Origin of the sequence: Klebsiella pneumoniae subsp. pneumoniae HS11286 (assembly GCF_000240185.1) — a bacterium.
GTDB classification, from domain to species: Bacteria; Pseudomonadota; Gammaproteobacteria; order Enterobacterales; family Enterobacteriaceae; genus Klebsiella; species Klebsiella pneumoniae.
Genome location: NC_016845.1, coordinates 1,095,942 through 1,113,085, shown reverse-complemented (window position 1 = coordinate 1,113,085; position 17,144 = coordinate 1,095,942). Strand labels below are relative to the sequence as shown.

Annotated in this window: 18 protein-coding genes; 9 read left to right on the top strand and 9 right to left on the bottom strand. The window is 61.5% G+C overall.

The window, feature by feature from the left end; translation table 11 throughout:
- The first annotated feature begins 67 nt into the window (after window positions 1–67).
- Entirely contained in the window at window positions 68–1,786 is a 1,719-nt protein-coding gene (locus KPHS_10530) for an acyltransferase (protein ID YP_005225353.1), read from the top strand.
- A gap of 155 nt (window positions 1,787–1,941) precedes the next feature.
- Here KPHS_10530 and KPHS_10520 read toward each other — a convergent pair whose 3' ends face one another.
- From KPHS_10520 to KPHS_10460, 7 genes are all read right to left on the bottom strand, one after another.
- The gene (locus KPHS_10520; RefSeq protein ID YP_005225352.1) at window positions 1,942–2,793 is read right to left on the bottom strand and encodes a taurine dioxygenase; all 852 of its coding nucleotides are present in this window, start codon (window positions 2,791–2,793) and stop codon (window positions 1,942–1,944) included.
- Window positions 2,790–3,617 carry a taurine transport system permease component gene (locus tag KPHS_10510; protein YP_005225351.1) on the bottom strand — a complete coding sequence of 276 codons (828 nt, stop codon included), beginning with the start codon at window positions 3,615–3,617 and terminating at the stop codon, window positions 2,790–2,792. The genes KPHS_10520 and KPHS_10510 overlap by 4 nt, the downstream gene beginning before the upstream one ends.
- Window positions 3,614–4,381 (bottom strand): taurine transporter ATP-binding subunit, encoded by a 768-nt coding sequence (locus KPHS_10500; protein YP_005225350.1) that lies wholly within the window; start codon window positions 4,379–4,381, stop codon window positions 3,614–3,616. Before KPHS_10500 ends, KPHS_10510 begins: the two co-directional genes overlap by 4 nt.
- Window positions 4,382–4,392: 11 nt before the next feature.
- The gene (locus KPHS_10490; protein ID YP_005225349.1) at window positions 4,393–5,355 is read right to left on the bottom strand and encodes a taurine ABC transporter substrate-binding protein; all 963 of its coding nucleotides are present in this window, start codon (window positions 5,353–5,355) and stop codon (window positions 4,393–4,395) included.
- Window positions 5,356–5,594: 239 nt separating this feature from the next.
- Window positions 5,595–6,527 carry a homocysteine methyltransferase gene (locus tag KPHS_10480; RefSeq protein YP_005225348.1) on the bottom strand — a complete coding sequence of 311 codons (933 nt, stop codon included), beginning with the start codon at window positions 6,525–6,527 and terminating at the stop codon, window positions 5,595–5,597.
- On the bottom strand, window positions 6,514–7,923 hold the full coding sequence (locus KPHS_10470; protein YP_005225347.1) for an S-methylmethionine transporter: 1,410 nt from the start codon (window positions 7,921–7,923) through the stop codon (window positions 6,514–6,516). Before KPHS_10470 ends, KPHS_10480 begins: the two co-directional genes overlap by 14 nt.
- Before the next feature lie 82 nt (window positions 7,924–8,005).
- Window positions 8,006–8,134 (bottom strand): hypothetical protein, encoded by a 129-nt coding sequence (locus KPHS_10460; protein YP_005225346.1) that lies wholly within the window; start codon window positions 8,132–8,134, stop codon window positions 8,006–8,008.
- Window positions 8,135–8,196: 62 nt separating this feature from the next.
- Here KPHS_10460 and KPHS_10450 point away from each other — a divergent pair, with 62 nt between their 5' ends.
- From KPHS_10450 to KPHS_10430, 3 genes are read left to right on the top strand one after another with little or no spacing between them, the layout of a single operon-like run.
- Complete coding sequence (locus KPHS_10450; protein YP_005225345.1) at window positions 8,197–9,576, top strand: putative amino acid/amine transport protein; 1,380 nt, start codon at window positions 8,197–8,199, stop codon at window positions 9,574–9,576.
- Window positions 9,577–9,585: 9 nt separating this feature from the next.
- Window positions 9,586–10,974: an ethanolamine ammonia-lyase, heavy chain gene (locus KPHS_10440; protein YP_005225344.1), complete on the top strand. Its 1,389-nt coding sequence runs from the start codon at window positions 9,586–9,588 to the stop codon at window positions 10,972–10,974.
- Window positions 10,971–11,747: an ethanolamine ammonia-lyase small subunit gene (locus KPHS_10430; RefSeq protein YP_005225343.1), complete on the top strand. Its 777-nt coding sequence runs from the start codon at window positions 10,971–10,973 to the stop codon at window positions 11,745–11,747. Before KPHS_10440 ends, KPHS_10430 begins: the two co-directional genes overlap by 4 nt.
- A 439-nt stretch (window positions 11,748–12,186) precedes the next feature.
- Here the strand turns inward: KPHS_10430 and KPHS_10420 are convergent, their stop codons facing one another.
- Window positions 12,187–12,330 (bottom strand): hypothetical protein, encoded by a 144-nt coding sequence (locus KPHS_10420; protein ID YP_005225342.1) that lies wholly within the window; start codon window positions 12,328–12,330, stop codon window positions 12,187–12,189.
- On the opposite strand from KPHS_10420, the gene KPHS_10410 reads away from it, so the two are divergent.
- The 5 genes from KPHS_10410 to KPHS_10370 are packed head-to-tail and all read left to right on the top strand — an operon-like array spanning window position 12,323 to window position 16,854.
- On the top strand, window positions 12,323–13,429 hold the full coding sequence (locus KPHS_10410) for a high-affinity branched-chain amino acid ABC transporter substrate-binding protein (protein ID YP_005225341.1): 1,107 nt from the start codon (window positions 12,323–12,325) through the stop codon (window positions 13,427–13,429). The genes KPHS_10420 and KPHS_10410 overlap by 8 nt on opposite strands.
- Before the next feature lie 19 nt (window positions 13,430–13,448).
- Window positions 13,449–14,348, top strand: a complete 900-nt coding sequence (locus tag KPHS_10400; RefSeq protein ID YP_005225340.1) for a high-affinity branched-chain amino acid ABC transporter membrane protein — start codon at window positions 13,449–13,451, stop codon at window positions 14,346–14,348.
- Complete coding sequence (locus KPHS_10390; RefSeq protein ID YP_005225339.1) at window positions 14,348–15,397, top strand: high-affinity branched-chain amino acid transport; 1,050 nt, start codon at window positions 14,348–14,350, stop codon at window positions 15,395–15,397. The genes KPHS_10400 and KPHS_10390 overlap by 1 nt, the downstream gene beginning before the upstream one ends.
- Complete coding sequence (locus KPHS_10380) at window positions 15,384–16,166, top strand: ATP-binding component of high-affinity branched-chain amino acid transport system (RefSeq protein ID YP_005225338.1); 783 nt, start codon at window positions 15,384–15,386, stop codon at window positions 16,164–16,166. Before KPHS_10390 ends, KPHS_10380 begins: the two co-directional genes overlap by 14 nt.
- Entirely contained in the window at window positions 16,159–16,854 is a 696-nt protein-coding gene (locus tag KPHS_10370) for an ATP-binding component of leucine transport (protein YP_005225337.1), read from the top strand. The genes KPHS_10380 and KPHS_10370 overlap by 8 nt, the downstream gene beginning before the upstream one ends.
- A gap of 116 nt (window positions 16,855–16,970) precedes the next feature.
- On the opposite strand, the gene KPHS_10360 is transcribed toward KPHS_10370, so the two are convergent.
- Window positions 16,971–17,102 carry a hypothetical protein gene (locus tag KPHS_10360; protein YP_005225336.1) on the bottom strand — a complete coding sequence of 44 codons (132 nt, stop codon included), beginning with the start codon at window positions 17,100–17,102 and terminating at the stop codon, window positions 16,971–16,973.
- Window positions 17,103–17,144: the final 42 nt, after the last annotated feature.

Sequence of the window (17,144 nt, the reverse complement as noted above, 5' to 3'; positions counted from 1 at the left end):
CACCCAACTGTAATCTGAACGACATCTCCACCTTCTACTGTCTGGGCAGGACGGAGGAGGAGCCACTATGTTTAGTCTCGACAACGTACTCGATGACCTGTGGCCTCAGGCGAGGCCCGCCCCCTGGCAAAAGAAACTGTTAAAAAAGCTATTTTATGAGGAAGAGTTTCAACAATTTGCCGACCGTCACCGCCACCTGAAGGGGCTTGATACGGTCGAACAGGTGCTGGAATACCTCAATATCCGCTGCGCCATCCCGGCGCACGATCTCGAACAAATCCCCGAATATGGCCCGCTGGTCATTATCGCCAACCACCCCACCGGCACCCTCGACGGCCTGGCGCTCCTGTATGCGGTATCCCGCGTGCGCCGCGATGTCAAAGTGGTCACCAACCGCATGCTCACCCACCTTGAGCCCCTGAGCTCGCTGTTTATCCCGGTAGATAATATTCATGGCCGCACCGCTAAAGCGGCGCTGCAGCAGATGGACCAGCAGCTGCAGGCCGGCGGGGTGCTGATCTTCTTCCCGGCGGGGGAAGTCTCCCGCCTCACCCGTCGCGGCATCCGCGATAAAAAATGGCACTCCGGCTTTATTAAGCTGGCGGCAAAATACCGTGCCCCGCTGCTGCCGGCGTGGATTAACGCCCGCAACAGCGCCCTGTTTTACGCCAGCACGCTGATATCAGACAACCTGCCGCTGCTCCTGCTGATGCAGCAGATGTTTCGCCGGCGCAACAGCAGCCTGCCGGTGCGTATCGGCCAGCAGATCCCCTGGTCGAACTGGTTCGATGCGCAGTCCAGCGCTCGCGAGCTTACCGGCCGCTGCTATCAGCACCTTGAACAGCTGCGCAAAGGGCTGCCGGGGCGGTTTAAAACCGAAAGCGCTATCGCCCGTCCGGAAGACCGGGCGCTGCTCAAACGCGAACTGCACAAGGCCGAATGCCTGGGCCGCACCGCCGATGGCAAAGCGATTTACCTCTGGCAGCGCAACGGCCAGGAGGACGCGCCGCTGCTGCGCGAGCTGGGACGCCTGCGGGAAATCGCCTTCCGCGCGGTCGGGGAAGGCAGCGGCAAACGGCGGGATATCGACGGGTATGACGACGACTATCTGCATCTGATCCTGTGGGATGAAGAAGACCTCGAGATCGTCGGCGCTTACCGCTTTATGCCGACGGCCATCCAGCTGGCAAAGCGCGGCCTGGAGGGGATCTACAGTTACAGTCTGTTCCATTACGACGGGCGGATGGACGATGTCCTGCAGCACGGCATTGAACTGGGGCGCAGCTTTATCCAGCCGCGCTACTGGGGGCGTCGCGGGCTGGACTACCTGTGGTCCGGCATCGGCGCTTATCTGGCGCGCTATCCGCACTATCGCTATCTGTTTGGTCCGGTGTCGATTTCTGGCGGATTGCCGCCCGCCGCCCGCGATCTGCTGGTGGCATTCTACCGGCTGTGGTTCCCGGCGACGCATCCGCTGGCGGAGTCGCGTCGACCTTATCCGGCGTCGCTGCCCGACGTGCTGGCGCAGTTTGGCGGGGAGGATTACAACGACGACCTGGCCCGGCTGAAGTCCCTGCTCGGCAACCTCGGCTGCGCGATCCCCCCGCTGTATAAGCAGTACTCGGAAGTGTGCGAGCCGGGCGGCGTGCAGTTTATCGATTTCGGCAGCGACCCGGATTTCAATAACTGCGTGGATGGTCTGGTGCTGGTGGATTTGACCTATCTGAAAGCGAACCGCTATCAGCGCTATATTGGCGCGCATCTGGGTGCGCAAAAATCGGCATAAACGCTTTTTCCCGGCTTGCGGCGCGTTGCGCCTTAGCCGGGCTACCGTTTCCGACGGATCGGTAGCCCGGAAAAGGCGCGTCAGGCGACGCCTCCGGAAAGCAGCGGGCAATGTTCTCCGCGGCTCGCGGCTGATGCCTTAACCGGCTACAAGCCTTACCCCGCCCGGTAATACGGCTTATCGCCGAGGATCGTCGCCCGGTGCATGATCCGCCGCTGCGGCAGATAGTCGGCGTTGGCGTAATGCTGGGTCACCCGGTTATCCCAGATAGCGACATCGTTCGGCTGCCAGCGCCAGCGCACCTGAAACTCCGGTTTAGTGACATGAGCAAACAGGAAGTTCAGCAGCGCTGCGCTCTCTTTCTCACTCACCTCGACAATTCGCGTGGTAAAGCCTTCATTAACGAACAGCGCCTGCTTGCCGGTCACCGGGTGGGTACGTACTACCGGATGCAGCAGCGGCGGATGCTTCGCCACCGCTTCCTGCCAGCGCCGATGCTCGGCTTCGGTCTTGTTGTACTTATACTCCTGGAACGATTTGCGGAAATCGTGTTCGGCATGCAGGCCGCTCAGCAGCTGCCGGAAAGGTTCTGACAGCGCTTCCCAGGCGGCGATGCCGCTGGTCCACAGGGTGTCCCCGCCGGTCATCGGCAGCTCTTTCGCCGCCAGAATGGCGCCGGCGGGCGGCGTGTCGATAAAGGTGACATCGGTATGCCAGTTGTCATTATCCGGCGGATTATCGTTGTGGGTATCGAGGACGATAATCTCCTCCACACCTGGGGCATGAGGGTAGACCGGATGGATATGCAGGTCGCCAAACCGCAGCGCCAGGTCGCGCTGTTGCGCCGGGGTGATATTCTGCTCGCGCAGGAATACCACCTGATGACGCAGCACCGCGTGATACAGCTGTTCAAACTGGTTGTCGCTCAGCGGACGGGTTAAATCCGCCCCGCTCACCTGCGCGCCAATATACGGCCCCAGCGGGGTAATGCTCAGACGTTCACTCATTGTACTTCTCCATGCCAGGGCGTCAGGCGCCGCTGCAGCGCGCGCAGACCCAGTTCCAGTAAAAAGGCGATAATGGCAATCACCGCGATCCCCGCCAGCACCACATCGGTGGCGAGAAACTCGCCGGCAGACTGCACCATAAATCCTAATCCGCGGGTGGCGGCGATCAGCTCAGCGGCCACCAGCGTTGACCAGCCCACCCCGAGACCAATGCGCAGTCCGGTGAGGATCTCCGGCAGCGCGCCGGGCAGGATCACCAGCCACAGCACCTGCGCCCGGCTGGCGCCAAGCGAACGGGCAGCGCGAATCCGCACCTGCTGCGCGCTTTTTACCCCTGCCAGCGCCGACATGGCTACCGGCGCGAAAATCGCCAGGTAGATCAGCAGGATCTTCGAGGTTTCACCGATGCCAAACCAGATCACCATCAGCGGTAAGTAGGCCAGCGGCGGCACCGGACGATAGAGTTCGATCAGCGGGTCGAGGATCCCGCGCACCGTCGAGTTGAGCCCCATGGCGATCCCCACCGGTACGCCAATAAGCACTGCCGCCAACAGGGCGATAACGATCCGCGTCAGGCTCGCCGCCAGGTGCTGCCAGAGCGTCGCATCCATAAAGCCCTGCGGCCCGGCGATGGTGATAAGCTTCTGCAGCACCTGGCCCGGCGGCGGCAGAAACAGCGGGCTAATCAGCTGCAACGCCGCGACCGCCCACCAGACGGCCAGCAGCACCGCCAGGGTCGCCACGCTGAGGGTGAGCTCACGGGAGAGCGGCCAGCGCCACTTCAGCGTCGACTGACGCGGTTTGTCGTTCAGTACCACGCTCATGAGAAAGCCTCCCGTTGGTCAAACACCCGGCTCAGAATGTATTCCCGCTGTTCAATAAAGCGCGGGTCGGATTTGATGCTGCGGCAGGATTCGCCCGCGACAAAGCGACGGCTGAAATCAAGCGGCAGCCTCTCCACCACCCGTCCCGGCCCCGGCGACAGCAGCACCAGCTCGGTCGCCATGAAGATGGCCTCTTCAATATCATGGGTGATCAGCAGCACCTGTTTGCCGGTCTCATGCCACAGTTTCAGCAGCAGCGTCTGCATCTGCTCGCGGGTAAAGGCGTCAAGCGCGCCGAAGGGCTCATCCAGCAGCAACAGCTGCGGATTCGCCGCCAGCGCCCGGGCGATGCCCACCCGCTGGCGTTGACCGCCGGACAGTTGCCAGATAAAGCGCTTTTCCGCCCCTTCGAGCCCCACCTTCTTCAGCATCTGCGCCGCCGCTTGCCGGCGCTGCGCTTTATCCACGCCCGCCAGCTGGAGGCCCAGCGCCACGTTATCCTGCACATTGCGCCACGGCAGCAGACCTTCGTTCTGGAAGACCACCCCGCGCTCTGCGCCCGGCCCGGCCACCCGCTGACCTTCGAGGGTGATGCTGCCGTGCTGATAGGGCACGAATCCGGCAATCAGGTTCAGCAGGGTAGTTTTACCGCAGCCCGAAGGCCCCAGCACCACCAACAGCTCCCCACTCTCCAGCGTCAGGTTGATATCCGCCAGCGCCGGTTTACCGCCGTAGTCGGCGGAAAGATGCGAGATTTGCAGCATCGCCGCCTCCTTTACTTCACAAAGCGGTCAGTAACGTACTGACGATAATCGGTTCCCGCCGCAGGCACTTTGCCCTGCTCTTTCAGGAAGCGCGCGGTATCGACGATGGCCTGATTGACCGGCCCGTTCAGCGCCTGCGCCTGCTCAGCGGCGGTGAGATAGGTATTGCCCTTCACCAGACCGGGGACATCGGCTTCCGGCACGCCGCTCAGGCGCGCCAGCTTGCTGATGTTGTCCGGCTGTTTCAGCCATGCCTCCGGGTTGGCGATGTAGGGCTGCTGGGCGTCGATGGCGCTTTTAGCAAACGCTTTGACGATCTCCGGATGCTGCTCGGCGAAGTCCTTACGGACCACCCAGACGTCAAGGGTCGGCGCGCCCCACTCCCCAACCTGAGAAGAATCGGTCAGCACCTTGCCCTCTTTTTCCAGTTCGTTAACCGCTGGCGCCCAGACGTAAGCGCCATCGATATCCCCGCGCTGCCAGGCGGCGATAATCGCCGGCGGCTGCAGGTTAATAATCTGTACCTGGCCCGGCTTGATGCCCCAGTGTTTGAGCGCCGACAGCAGGCTGTAGTGGGTGGTGGAGATAAACGGCACGGCGATGCGCTTGCCGATCAGATCTTCCGGTTTGGTAATGCTTTTCTTCACCACCAGCGCTTCGGAGTTGCCGAGCTTTGAGGCAAGCAGGAACACTTCAATCGGCACCTGCTGGCTGGCGGCCACCGCCAACGGGCTGGAGCCAATATTACCGATCTGCACATCGCCGGAGGCCAGGGCGCGTACCACGCTGGCGCCGCTGTCAAATTTCCGCCAGTCGACGGTCGCCCCGCTGGTTTTGGCGAAGGTGTTGTCCGCCTGGGCGACTTTCGCCGGCTCAGCGGAGGTTTGATACGCCACGGTAACGTTGACCGCCTGCGCCTGGAAGGCGGCGACAGCCAGCGCCGCCAGAAGAGTAATTCGCGATGTGAATGCCATAATGTCTGCTTCCCCTGAGTTGTTATAGGTGCAGTATTTCCGGCATCAGGATGGAGATGAAGTAATTAAAAATTCTGGCTAATAGCGAATCGTTTTTAGAACAAAAGCGGGAAAGGATAGTTGGTTTTGTGCGGTGAGTTAGTGGCAGATGGTTGGCGCCGGGCGGCGGCTACGCCTTACCCAGCATCCGTTTCGCGCAATATGTAGGCCGGGTAAGCGCAGCGCCACCCGGCAAAAACTTAGCGCTTCGCGTTAAGCGCGGCGATGTCCTTCGGCGTGGTGCGGCAGCAGCCGCCGATCAGCTTCGCCCCGGCCGCCAGCCACTGCGGCAGATAATCCGCCAGGCTGGCGCAGGCTTCGCCATGATGGTGCCAGGTCTTGCTCACCGCATCATAATGTTCGCCGGAGTTAGGATAGACCACCAGCGGCAGGGCCGTCAGGCTGTGCAAATGCGCCAGCGCCGCGGGCGTATTTTCCAGCGCGATACAGTTGATCCCCACCGCCACCACCTGCGGGTTATCCGCCAGGGCGGCCATCACCTCGCGCAGCGGCGTGCCGTCGCTGAGATGTTCGGCGTCGCGCAGCGTGAAGGAGTACCAGGCGCGGGCGCGGGGATACTCCTGCAGCAGGGCCGCCAGGGCCTGGATCTCAGCGAATGACGGCAGGGTTTCACAGGCCAGCAGGTCGGCGCCGGCATCCAGCAGCGCTTCGACGCGCGGGCGGTGGAAGGCCTGGAACTCTGCCGCGCTGCGCTGATAATCGCCGCGATACTCCGAGCCGTCGGCGAGAAACGCGCCATACGGCCCCACCGAACCGGCCACCAGCAGCGTACCGGCCTGCGGGTTCTCGGCGAGGTACGCCTCGCGCGCTTTGCGCGCCAGCTCGACGCTTTTGCCGATTAGCGCCCGGGACTGCGCCTCATCCAGCCCGCGCGCGGCAAAGCCCGCCGGAGTGGCCTGATAGCTGGCGGTGATCGCCACCTGCGCCCCGGCGCGAAAGTAGTCAAGATGCACATCGCGGATCAGCTGCGGGTTCTCCAGCAGCACTTTCGCCGACCACAGGCTGTCGGCCAGATCGCAGCCGCGGGCCTCCAGCTCGGTGGCCATGGCGCCGTCCAGCAGCACGAAAGGCTGGGCGGCAAGCAGGGCGGTAAACGGATTAGTCTGCGACATGTTGGGGCTCCTGAGTCATATTCCGTGAACGAGTAAGATACCAGGCACCATAGCACAGGGCCACAAAGGGGATCCCGCACCACAGCGCAATTCTCTGGCTCGGGTCAAAAGCGAGGCCCACGCAGGCCACCAGGCACAGCACAAAGCCCAGAACGGGCACCACCGGATACCAGGGAGCGCGATACTGGAGATCGCTCAGCGCCTTACCCTGCTGCAGATGGCGGCGGCGGAACATAAAGTGCGAGGCGCAGATGCTCAACCACACCGCCACCACCGCAAAACCGGAGATCGCCGACAGCGCGACAAACACCGTATCTGGCGCCACCACGCTGGAGAACAGCGCCAGCACGCCGCCCAGCATACTCACCGACAGGGCGGTCACCGGCACGCCCCGTTTATTGACTTTGGCAAAGCAGGCCGGCAGCGTCTTCTCGTTCGACAGCGACCACAGCATCCGCCCGGAAGCGTACAGGCCGGAGTTAGCCGCCGACAGGATCGCCGTCAGGATCACGAAGTTGAACATGTCCGCCGCATAAGGGATGCCCACCTTCTCAAACACCAGCACGAAGGGGCTTTTCTCCACTCCCGCCTGCTGCATCGGGATCAGCGCCGCCAGCACAAACACGGTGCCGATAAAGAAAATAATCAGCCGGGCGATGGTGGTGCGGATGGCAACCGGAATAACTTTATGCGGGTTTTCCGTCTCTCCGGCGGCAATGCCGATAAGCTCCGTCCCGGAGAAGGCGAAGTTCACCGCCACCATGGTCATCAGGATCGGCAGGCCGCCGTGCGGGAACCAGCCTTCGGCGGTGATATTGCGCAGGCCCGGCGCCGGCGAGCCATCCTGCATCGGAATGATGCCGAAAATGGCCGCGCCGCCGAGAATAATAAACGCGACGATGGTGATCACTTTCACCAGCGAGAACCAGAACTCGCCTTCGGCGAAGAAGCGCGTCGAAATGATGTTAAGGCCGAAGATCACTGCGCAGAACACCACGCACCAGATCCAGACCGGCACCTGCGGGAACCAGTACTGCATGCAGAATCCCGCCGCGGTGAAGCTCGACCCCAGCGCCACCGTCCACGTTAGCCAGTAGAGCCACGCCACGGTATAGCCCGTCGCCGGGCCAAGATAGCGCGCCGCGTAAACGTGGAAGGCGCCGGTCTCAGGCATCGCCACCGACAGTTCGCCAAGGCACTGCATCACCAGCCAGACCACCAGGGCGCCAATCAGATACGCCAGCAGCGTCCCGGCCGCGCCGGTGGTGGAGATGATATAGCCGGTATTGAAGAATAAGCCGGTGCCAATCACGCCGCCGAGCGACAGCATGATCAGATGGCGCGTTTTCATGGTGCGCTTCAGCTGCCCACCTTGTTGTTGTGTTGTGCTTTGCATTTTATTTTCTCACGCCAGCCCGCTTGCCCGGGTCATGATGCGTATAAACGTATAGACATCTAAACATCCAAAAGAAGAAGTGTTATACCGTGCCGCCGCTGAAAAAGCAAAGCCGCTGCACCAGCGCGCGCGCCGACAGCGTGCAGCCTGCCCCATTTTTGCGCAGCGCCAGCGGGCGCGCCACGGACTGACGCCTTATCGCGGCAGGCAACGTTCTGGCACTCTCTTTGCAGCCTGTCGTTCAGCACCTTTCTATCTGGCGAGGCAATACGTATGACAGAGCAAACCACCACCTTAAAAAGAACGCTCGGCAGTTTTCGTTTATGGGGGATCGCCGTCGGACTGGTGATATCCGGGGAGTACTTCGGCTGGAGCTACGGCTGGTCGCAGGCGGGCACGATGGGGTTTATGGTCGTCGCCCTGGCGGTCGCCGCCATGTACTGCGCCTTTATTTTCAGCTTTACCGAGCTGACCACCGCCATCCCGCACGCTGGCGGCCCTTTCGCCTATGCCTACCGCGCCTTCGGGCCCACCGGCGGCTTTATCGCTGGTTTTGCCACCCTGATTGAATTCGTCTTCGCCCCGCCGGCCATCGCCATGGCCATCGGGGCCTACCTCAACGTGCAGTTTCCGGCGCTGGATCCGAAATGGGTCGCCTGCGGCGCCTACGTGATCTTTATGACGCTCAATATTCTCGGCGTCGGCATCGCCGCCACCTTCGAGCTGATCGTCACTCTGCTGGCCATCTTCGAGCTGCTGGTGTTCATGGGCGTGGTCGCCCCCGGCTTCTCCTGGAGCCACTTCACCACTAACGGCTGGGCGGGCGCGGACAGCTTCAGCGGCCTGGCGCTGCCGGGGATGTTCGCCGCCATTCCGTTCGCCATCTGGTTCTTCCTCGCCATTGAGGGGGCCTCCATGGCGGCCGAAGAGGCCAAAGATCCGCAGCGCACCATTCCCCGCGCCCTGGGCGGCGGCATTCTGACGCTGACGGTGCTGGCGATCGGCGTGATGGTCTTCGCCGGCGGCGTCGGCGACTGGCGCGCGCTGTCCAATATTAACGATCCGCTGCCCCAGGCGATGAAGACGGTCGTGGGCAACGGCAGCGGCTGGCTGCATATGCTGGTGTGGCTGGGGCTGTTTGGCCTCGTCGCCTCCTTCCACGGCATCATTATGGGCTACTCGCGGCAGATCTACTCCCTCGCCCGCGCCGGCTATCTGCCCGCCGGGCTGGCCTCCCTCAACCGCCGCACCCGCACCCCGCATATGGCGATCCTCGCCGGGGGCGTGGTCGGGATCGCCGCGATCTTCTCCGACTCGCTGATCACCATCAGCGGCATGCCGCTGACCGCCTGCATCGTCACCATGTCGGTATTTGGGGCTATTGTTATGTATATCACTTCCATGGCGGCGCTGTTCAAACTGCGCCGTAGCGAGCCGAAGCTGATCCGTCCGTTCCGCGCCCCGCTCTACCCGCTGGCGCCGGCCTTTGCCCTCGGCATGGCGGTGCTCTGCCTGGTGGCGATGGTCTGGTATAACCTGCTGCTGGCGCTGATTTTCGCGGCGATGATGCTCGGCGGCTACCTGTGGTTCCGCAAAACCGCAGCGGCCCGTGAACGGGCGCCAGTGGATCCTCAACTGCGCACGGTCTCCTGAGGAGGCGGCATGTATAAAACCACGCTATCGGGCCAGGTATGGCGCTTTGATAGTCTGAAAACGCTGATGGCGAAAGCGTCGCCGGCCCGTTCCGGCGACGCCCTCGCAGGGGTTATCGCCACCTCAGCCGAAGAGCGGATGGCGGCGAAAATGGCCCTCGCCGAGGTGCCGCTGACCGACATTCTCGACAACCCGCTTATCCCTTACGAGCAGGACGAAGTGACTCGCCTGATCCTCGACACCCATGATGCGCAGGGCTTTGCCGCCCTGCGTCACCTGACGGTCGGCGATTTTCGCGACTGGCTGCTGGATGATGCTACCGATACCGCCACGCTGCAGCGGGTCGCCCGCGCCATCACCCCGGAGATGGCGGCGGCGGTCAGTAAGCTGATGCGCAATCAGGATCTGATCCTTGCCGCCAGCAAATGCCAGGTGGTGACGCGCTTTCGCAACACCATCGGCCTGCCCGGCCACCTCAGCGTACGCCTGCAGCCCAACCATCCCACCGACGACCTGAAAGGCATCGCCGCCAGTATGCTCGACGGGCTGCTGTACGGCGCCGGGGACGCGGTGATCGGCATCAACCCGGCCAGCGACAGCTTACCGGTGCTGGCGCAGCTGAACGTCATGCTGGACGATATTATTCAGCGCTTCGCCATCCCTACCCAGTCCTGCATTCTGACCCATGTGACCAATACGCTGCAGCTGATTGAGCGCGGCGCGCCGGTGGATCTGGTGTTTCAGTCGGTGGCGGGAACCGAAGCGGCCAACAGCGGCTTCGGCATCAACCTTGCCATGCTGCAGGAGGCCCGCGAGGCGGCCCTGAGCCTCAGGCGCGGTACCCTCGGCAACAATGTGATGTATTTTGAGACCGGCCAGGGGAGCTGCCTGTCGGCCAACGCCCACCACGGCGTCGATCAGCAAACCTGTGAGGCGCGGGCCTACGCCGTCGCCCGCCACTTTGAACCGCTACTGGTCAATACCGTGGTCGGTTTTATCGGTCCGGAGTATCTCTACGACGGCAAGCAGATTATTCGCGCCGGGCTGGAGGATCATTTTTGCGGCAAGCTGATGGGCCTGCCGATCGGCTGCGACGTCTGCTATACCAACCACGCGGAAGCGGATCAGGATGATATGGACACCCTGCTGACCTTGCTGTGCGCCGCCGGGCTCACCTTCCTGATCGGTGTGCCCGGAGCGGACGATATCATGCTCAATTACCAGAGCACCTCGTTCCATGACGCGCTGTACGCCCGTCGCCTGCTGGGCTTAAAGCATGCCCCGGAGTTCGCCGACTGGCTGGCGAAAATGCAAATTATCGATCCGCACGGCGCGCTGCGGCTCACCGACGCCCGCCATCCGCTGCTGTCCGTCCTGCCGCAAGGAGCCTCTGTATGAACCGTCCCGATGCCTGGAACCCGCTGCGTGAATTTACCGATGCGCGGATCGCCCTGGGGCGCAGCGGCGCCAGTCTGCCGACCCGCGAAGTCCTCAACTTTGGTCTGGCCCATGCCAGAGCGCGGGATGCCATTCATCAGCCGTTCGCCAGCCAACAATTGGTGGCGCCGCTGGCGGCGCTCGGCCTCGACGCCCTGACGGTGCACAGCGCCGCGCCGGACCGTCATACCTATCTGCGGCGCCCGGATCTCGGGCGGCGGCTCGCCGACGAGAGTCGCGCCGACCTCGCCGCCAGCGGCGTCCGCCCCGCCGACCTGCTGCTGGTGATCGGCGACGGCCTCTCTTCCTGGGCGGTAGAGCGCCAGGCGGTGCCGTTGATCCGCGCCCTGCTGCCCTATCTGCAGACGCTGGGTATCGGCCTGGCGCCGGTGGTGCTGGCGCATCAGTCGCGGGTAGCGCTGGGAGATGATATTGGCGAAACCCTGAAAGCCCGCGCGGTGGCGATCCTGATTGGCGAACGACCGGGTCTCTCCTCGCCGGACAGCCTCGGCGTCTACCTCACCTGGCAGCCTCATCGTCAGCGCCTGGAGTCTGAGCGCAACTGTATCTCCAATATTCGGCCGGAGGGATTAAGCCATGACGCCGCCGCCTTTAAACTGGCCTGGCTGCTGGAGCAGGCTTTTTTGCGCCGGCTTACCGGGGTGGGTCTGAAAGATGAAAGCGATAATCCGGCGCTGCATGGTAAAATAAAACCGTTGCCCCCTTTAAAATAATAAGTCACGCGAGCAGCAGAATAGATTTTTAATATTATCTTGTGCACCTGACTTTATATTCCGCCGCGTGCTGAAATTGCCCGGCGGCGCTTCGCTGGTACGGGTCTACGGAAGCCGTGCCAGCGGTTTATATGGCGTATTTTTCAGGCCGGGTAAGGCGCCAGTCGCCCCCCGGCAAAATGCTTTCACCGTACCAAAAACCGTGTTGTCGCCAGCCTTATGCCCTTCCCTGCAGGTAATAAGAATATTGCATGAGTAAAAACGAAACGGACGTTGTAAGGTAAATCAGCGCATTAAAAATACCCGTCATACTTCAAGTTGCATGTGCGTTGGCTGCGTTCTCTCCCCCAGTCACTTACTTCTGTAAGCGTCTGGCGACTCGCTTACTTGCCGCCTTCATGCGACTCGAATTATTTAGGGTATATATCTCGTTATCTATTCAACATAACAGCCAATAATTCGCCGGATACGCTGGCGCATTATTCCTTAATGTTATGCAGTCATTGATGGTTAAAGATAAATAATCGACCGACGGAGAAATACCAATGAAATCGTTTTCCGGGAAAGCGTCTTTAATGGCCACGCTGGTTGCCGCGCTGGTCGGCGCCAGCAGCGCGCAGGCAGCGGAAATTAAAATCGGGGTGGTATTACCCCTGAGCGGCGCCCTCAGCGGCTATGGCCAGCCGTCGCAGAAAGGGCTGGACATTATTCAGGCCATCACCCCAACGTTAAAAAATGGCGATACCATCAAGCTTATCGTTATCGATGATAAAAGCGACAAAGTCGAAGCGGCCAATGCCATGCAGCGCCTGGTCTCCAGCGATAAAGTGGATGCCGTGATCGGGGAAGTCACCTCCTCCAACACCCTGGCGATGACCAAAATCGCCGACGACAGCAAAACGCCGCTGGTCTCCTCCACCGCCACCAACGACCGCGTCACCCGCAACCATCCCTACGTCAGCCGGGTCTGCTTCTCGGACAGCTTCCAGGGGGTGGTCGGGGCCAATCTGGCCTCCCGCGATCTGAAAGCCAAAACCGCCGCCATCGTGTTTGACAGCAGCAACGACTACTCCGTCGGCCTGGCGAAAGCGTTCCGCACCCAGTTCCTGAAAAACGGCGGCACCATTCCCATCGAGGTCCAGGCCCCGGGCGGCAGCAAGGACTTTAAAGCCCAGCTGGCGAGCGTCAAGGCGAAGAATGTCGACATGATTTACATGCCGATCTACTACACCGAAGGGGCGCTGATTGCCGTGCAGTCTAAACAGCTGGGGCTCAACAAACCGGTGGTGGGCGGCGACGGTCTGGCCGCGGATCAGGTCTTCTTCGATGTCGGTAAAGACGCGGTCAACGGCTATATGACCACCGATTACTACTCGCCGAACGCCAAAGAGCAGACCCCGGCGGGGGAAACCTTCATCAAAGCCTGGGAAGCCAAATACCAGCAGCCGACCCATACCTGGGGCGCAATGGCGGCGGACGCCTATAACGTCATCGTCAACGCCATGAACCAGTGCAGCGATCCCCACGATCGGGTCTGCGTAAATGAAAAAATCCGCGCCACCAAAGATTTCCAGGGGGTGACCGGCACGCTGACGTTACAGAACGGCGACGCCATTCGCAGCGCGGTCATCAACGAAGTGAAAGATGGCAAGCTGGCGTTTCGTACCGTGGTTAACCCTTAAGTTGTGACGAGGCTACAAAATGGACGGCGCCATTTTTCTCCAGCAAGTGGTCAATGGAATGAGTCTTGGGGGCATGTACGCCCTGATTGCCATCGGTTATACGATGGTTTATGGCGTGCTGCGGCTGATCAACTTCGCCCATGCGGACGTGATGATGGTCGGCGCGTTTAGTACGCTGTTTTTATTTTCTTCGGTTGGGCTACCCTTCGGGGTAGCCGTTTTCCTGACCCTCGGGCTGTGCGGCCTGTTTGGTATGCTGATTGACCGGGTCGCCTATCGTCCGCTGCGTCAGGCCTCGAAAATCTCCATGCTGATCACCGCCATCGGCGTCAGCTTCTTTCTCGAAAACCTGTTTAACGTACTGTTTGGCGGCAGCTCGCGCTTCTTCTCCGCCCCTGACTTTTTCAACCAGACCCGGGCCTTCGGCAGCGTCATCATTACCAACGTGGCGTGGATTGTGCCGCTGATCACCGTCCTGCTGCTGCTGGCGATCCTCTGGCTGCTGTACCGCACCCGCTATGGGATGGCGATCCGCGCGGTGGCCTTTGACGTCAACACCGTGCGCCTGATGGGCATTGACGCCAACCGGATCATCTCCCTGGTCTTCGCCCTCGGCAGTAGTCTCGCGGCGCTCGGCGGCGTGTTCTACTCCATCAGCTACCCGACGATCGATCCCCTGATGGGCGTGCTTATCGGCCTGAAGGCCTTCGCCGCCGCCGTGCTGGGCGGGATCGGCAGCGTCACCGGCGCGGTGCTGGGCGGCTTTATCCTCGGTTTTACCGAGGTGGTCGCCGTGGCGATCTTCCCCGAACTGGGCGGCTATAAAGACGCTTTCGCCTTCCTGTTCTTGATTCTGGTCCTCTTGTTCCGCCCGGTCGGCATTATGGGCGACGAACGTCTGGAAAGGAGCCGTTTCTGATGCTCAACGCGACGACGACCGCCGGGGCGCAGCTGCGCAACCTGGCCATTATTGTCATCTGTATCGCGCTGCTGGCCGGAATCAACGTGGTTTTCAATGACTACATTGTTCGTGTCATCAGCACCATTTTTATCTTTATGATCCTCGCGGTCAGCTACAACCTGATCAACGGCGTGACCGGCCAGCTGTCGCTGGAGCCGAACGGCTTCGTGGCGGTGGGCGCCTACGTGACCGCCCTGCTGATCCTCTCCAGCGACAGCAAGGTAGACATGTTTGAAATGGCCGCCCCCAGCCCGTGGATCCTCAGCCTGCACGCGGGCTTCCTCCCTGCCCTGCTGATAAGCGGCCTGTGCGCGGCGGCGCTGGCGGTGTGCCTCGCCGTGCCGGTCTTCCGGGTACGTGGCGACTACCTGGCCATTGTCACCCTCGGCTTTGGGTTTATCATCAAGATCCTCGCCATTAACAACCCGCAAATCACCAACGGCGCCATCGGGCTGAACGATATTCCGCAGCAGCCGCATCTCCTGTTCTGGTGCGGGCTGTTCGCCCTGCTGGCCACCGGCATGATCCTCCAGCTGGTGTGGTCGAAGTATGGCCGGATGATGAAAGCTATTCGCGACGATGAAGATGCGGCGATCGCCATGGGGGTCAACACCTTCCGCATTAAAACCTGCGCCTTCGCCACCAGCGCCTTCTTCGAAGGGATCGGCGGCGGTCTGCTGGCTTCCCTGCTGACCACCATTTCCCCGGGGCTGTTCGACTTTATGCTCACCTTCCAGCTGCTGATTATTATCGTCCTCGGCGGGCTCGGCAGCACCACCGGCGCCCTGCTCGGCACCGTGCTGGTGGTCGGCAGCGGCGAGTGGCTGCGCTTCCTCGATCAGCCGCTGCAGTTCTTCGGTCACGATCTCGGCGCGTACCCGGGCCTGCGAATGGTGGTCTTCTCCCTGCTGTTGCTGATCATCATGCTCTTCGCCCGCGAGGGGCTGTTGGGGAAAAAAGAGATTTGGCAGACCGGAAGAAGGAGCGGCGGCTATGGCGGAAAATAACGTTATCCTGCAGGTGCAGGACGTCACCATGCAGTTCGGCGGCCTGCGGGCCATCGACAACGTCAGCTTCCATGTTGACGAGGCGGAGATCTTTGGCCTTATCGGCCCTAACGGCGCGGGCAAAACAACCCTGTTTAACGTCATTACCGCCAACTATAAACCCACCAGCGGCAGCGTCACCCTGGCGGGCACGTCGCTGAAGGGGCTGAAGCCCAACCAGGTGGTGAACGCCGGGATCGCCCGCACCTTCCAGAATATCCGCCTGTTTAACTCCATGACGGTGCTGGAGAACGTGATGGTCGGGCTCGACCGCGCCAGCCGCTACTCGCTGCTGGAGGCGGCCCTGCATATTGGTCGCTACTTTCCGGCCGAGCGGGCGGCGAAAGCCAAAGCGATGGCCATCCTGGAGGATATCGGCATCGCCCACTTCGCCCATATGCAGGCCACAAACCTAAGCTATGGCAACCAGCGCAAAGTGGAGATCGCCCGCGCGCTGGCCACCGCGCCGAAGCTGCTCCTGCTCGATGAGCCGGCCGCCGGGATGAACCCGAAGGAGACCGAGGATCTGGCGGAGCTGATCTTCCGCATGCGCCATGACTATCAGCTCAGCGTCCTGTTAATCGAGCACGATATGCCCTTCGTCAACCGCCTGTGCGAGCGGGTGATGGTTCTGGAGTACGGTAAGCCGCTGTTCAGCGGCCTGATGGCCGAGGCGATCCAGCATCCGGACGTCATTTCCGCTTATCTGGGAGAAGCCAATTATGCTTAACGCCCGGGAACTGAAGGTCTTTTACGGCGTGATCCAGGGTCTGAAGGGCGTCGATATCGATGTCTATGACCGGGAAATCGTCACCCTGATCGGCAGCAATGGCGCCGGTAAAACCTCCACCCTGAACGGGATCGTCAACCTGGTGCGCTCCAGTGGGCGCGTCAGCTTCCTCAACGACGATATCTCACGCAGCCAGACCCACCAGATCGTGCGTCGCGGGCTGGCGCTGGTGCCGGAGGGACGGCGCGTCTTTACCAACCTGACCATCGAAGAGAACCTGCGCATGGGCGCTTACAATAATCTCGCCGGCTACGCCCGCCTGCGCGATCGCATGTACGCCCTCTTTCCGCGGCTCAAGGAGCGGCGCCATCAGATGGCGGGCACCATGAGCGGCGGCGAGCAGCAGATGCTGGCCATCGCCCGGGCGCTGATGAGCGAGCCGGTGTTATTGATGCTGGATGAACCGAGCCTCGGGCTGGCGCCGAAAATTGTCGGCGAGCTGTTCGGCATCATTAAGCAACTGCGCGAAGAGAATATGACGGTGCTGCTGGTGGAGCAGAATGCGACGGCCGCGCTGGCGATCGCCGATCGGGCGTATGTCCTGGAGAATGGCCGGATCACCTTGTCAGGCGCGGCGCGGGAGATGCTGACTAATCCGGAAATTAAGCGGATGTATCTGGGGGGATAGGCATGGTCAAAACTGCCTGGGCTGCGGCGGCGCCTCCTGCAAGGCCGCAACCTCAGGCAGTCTCTTGCTACACAAAGCACACCTCGTTCCAGTAGGCTTCTCGCGTCCTGCGTCGCTCAGTATGTCTTATCATGACGGAACCACCGGGTTTCCACGTTGCCAATGTCCACGCCGTAGAGGCTGGCTACCGGCAGGATCGCCTCCATGACGCGCTGGGTATCCTGCTGTCCGGCTTCACCGTTGGACAAAAAAAGCCAGCCAGCCCGTTAACCGTTGCCACAATGCCACTT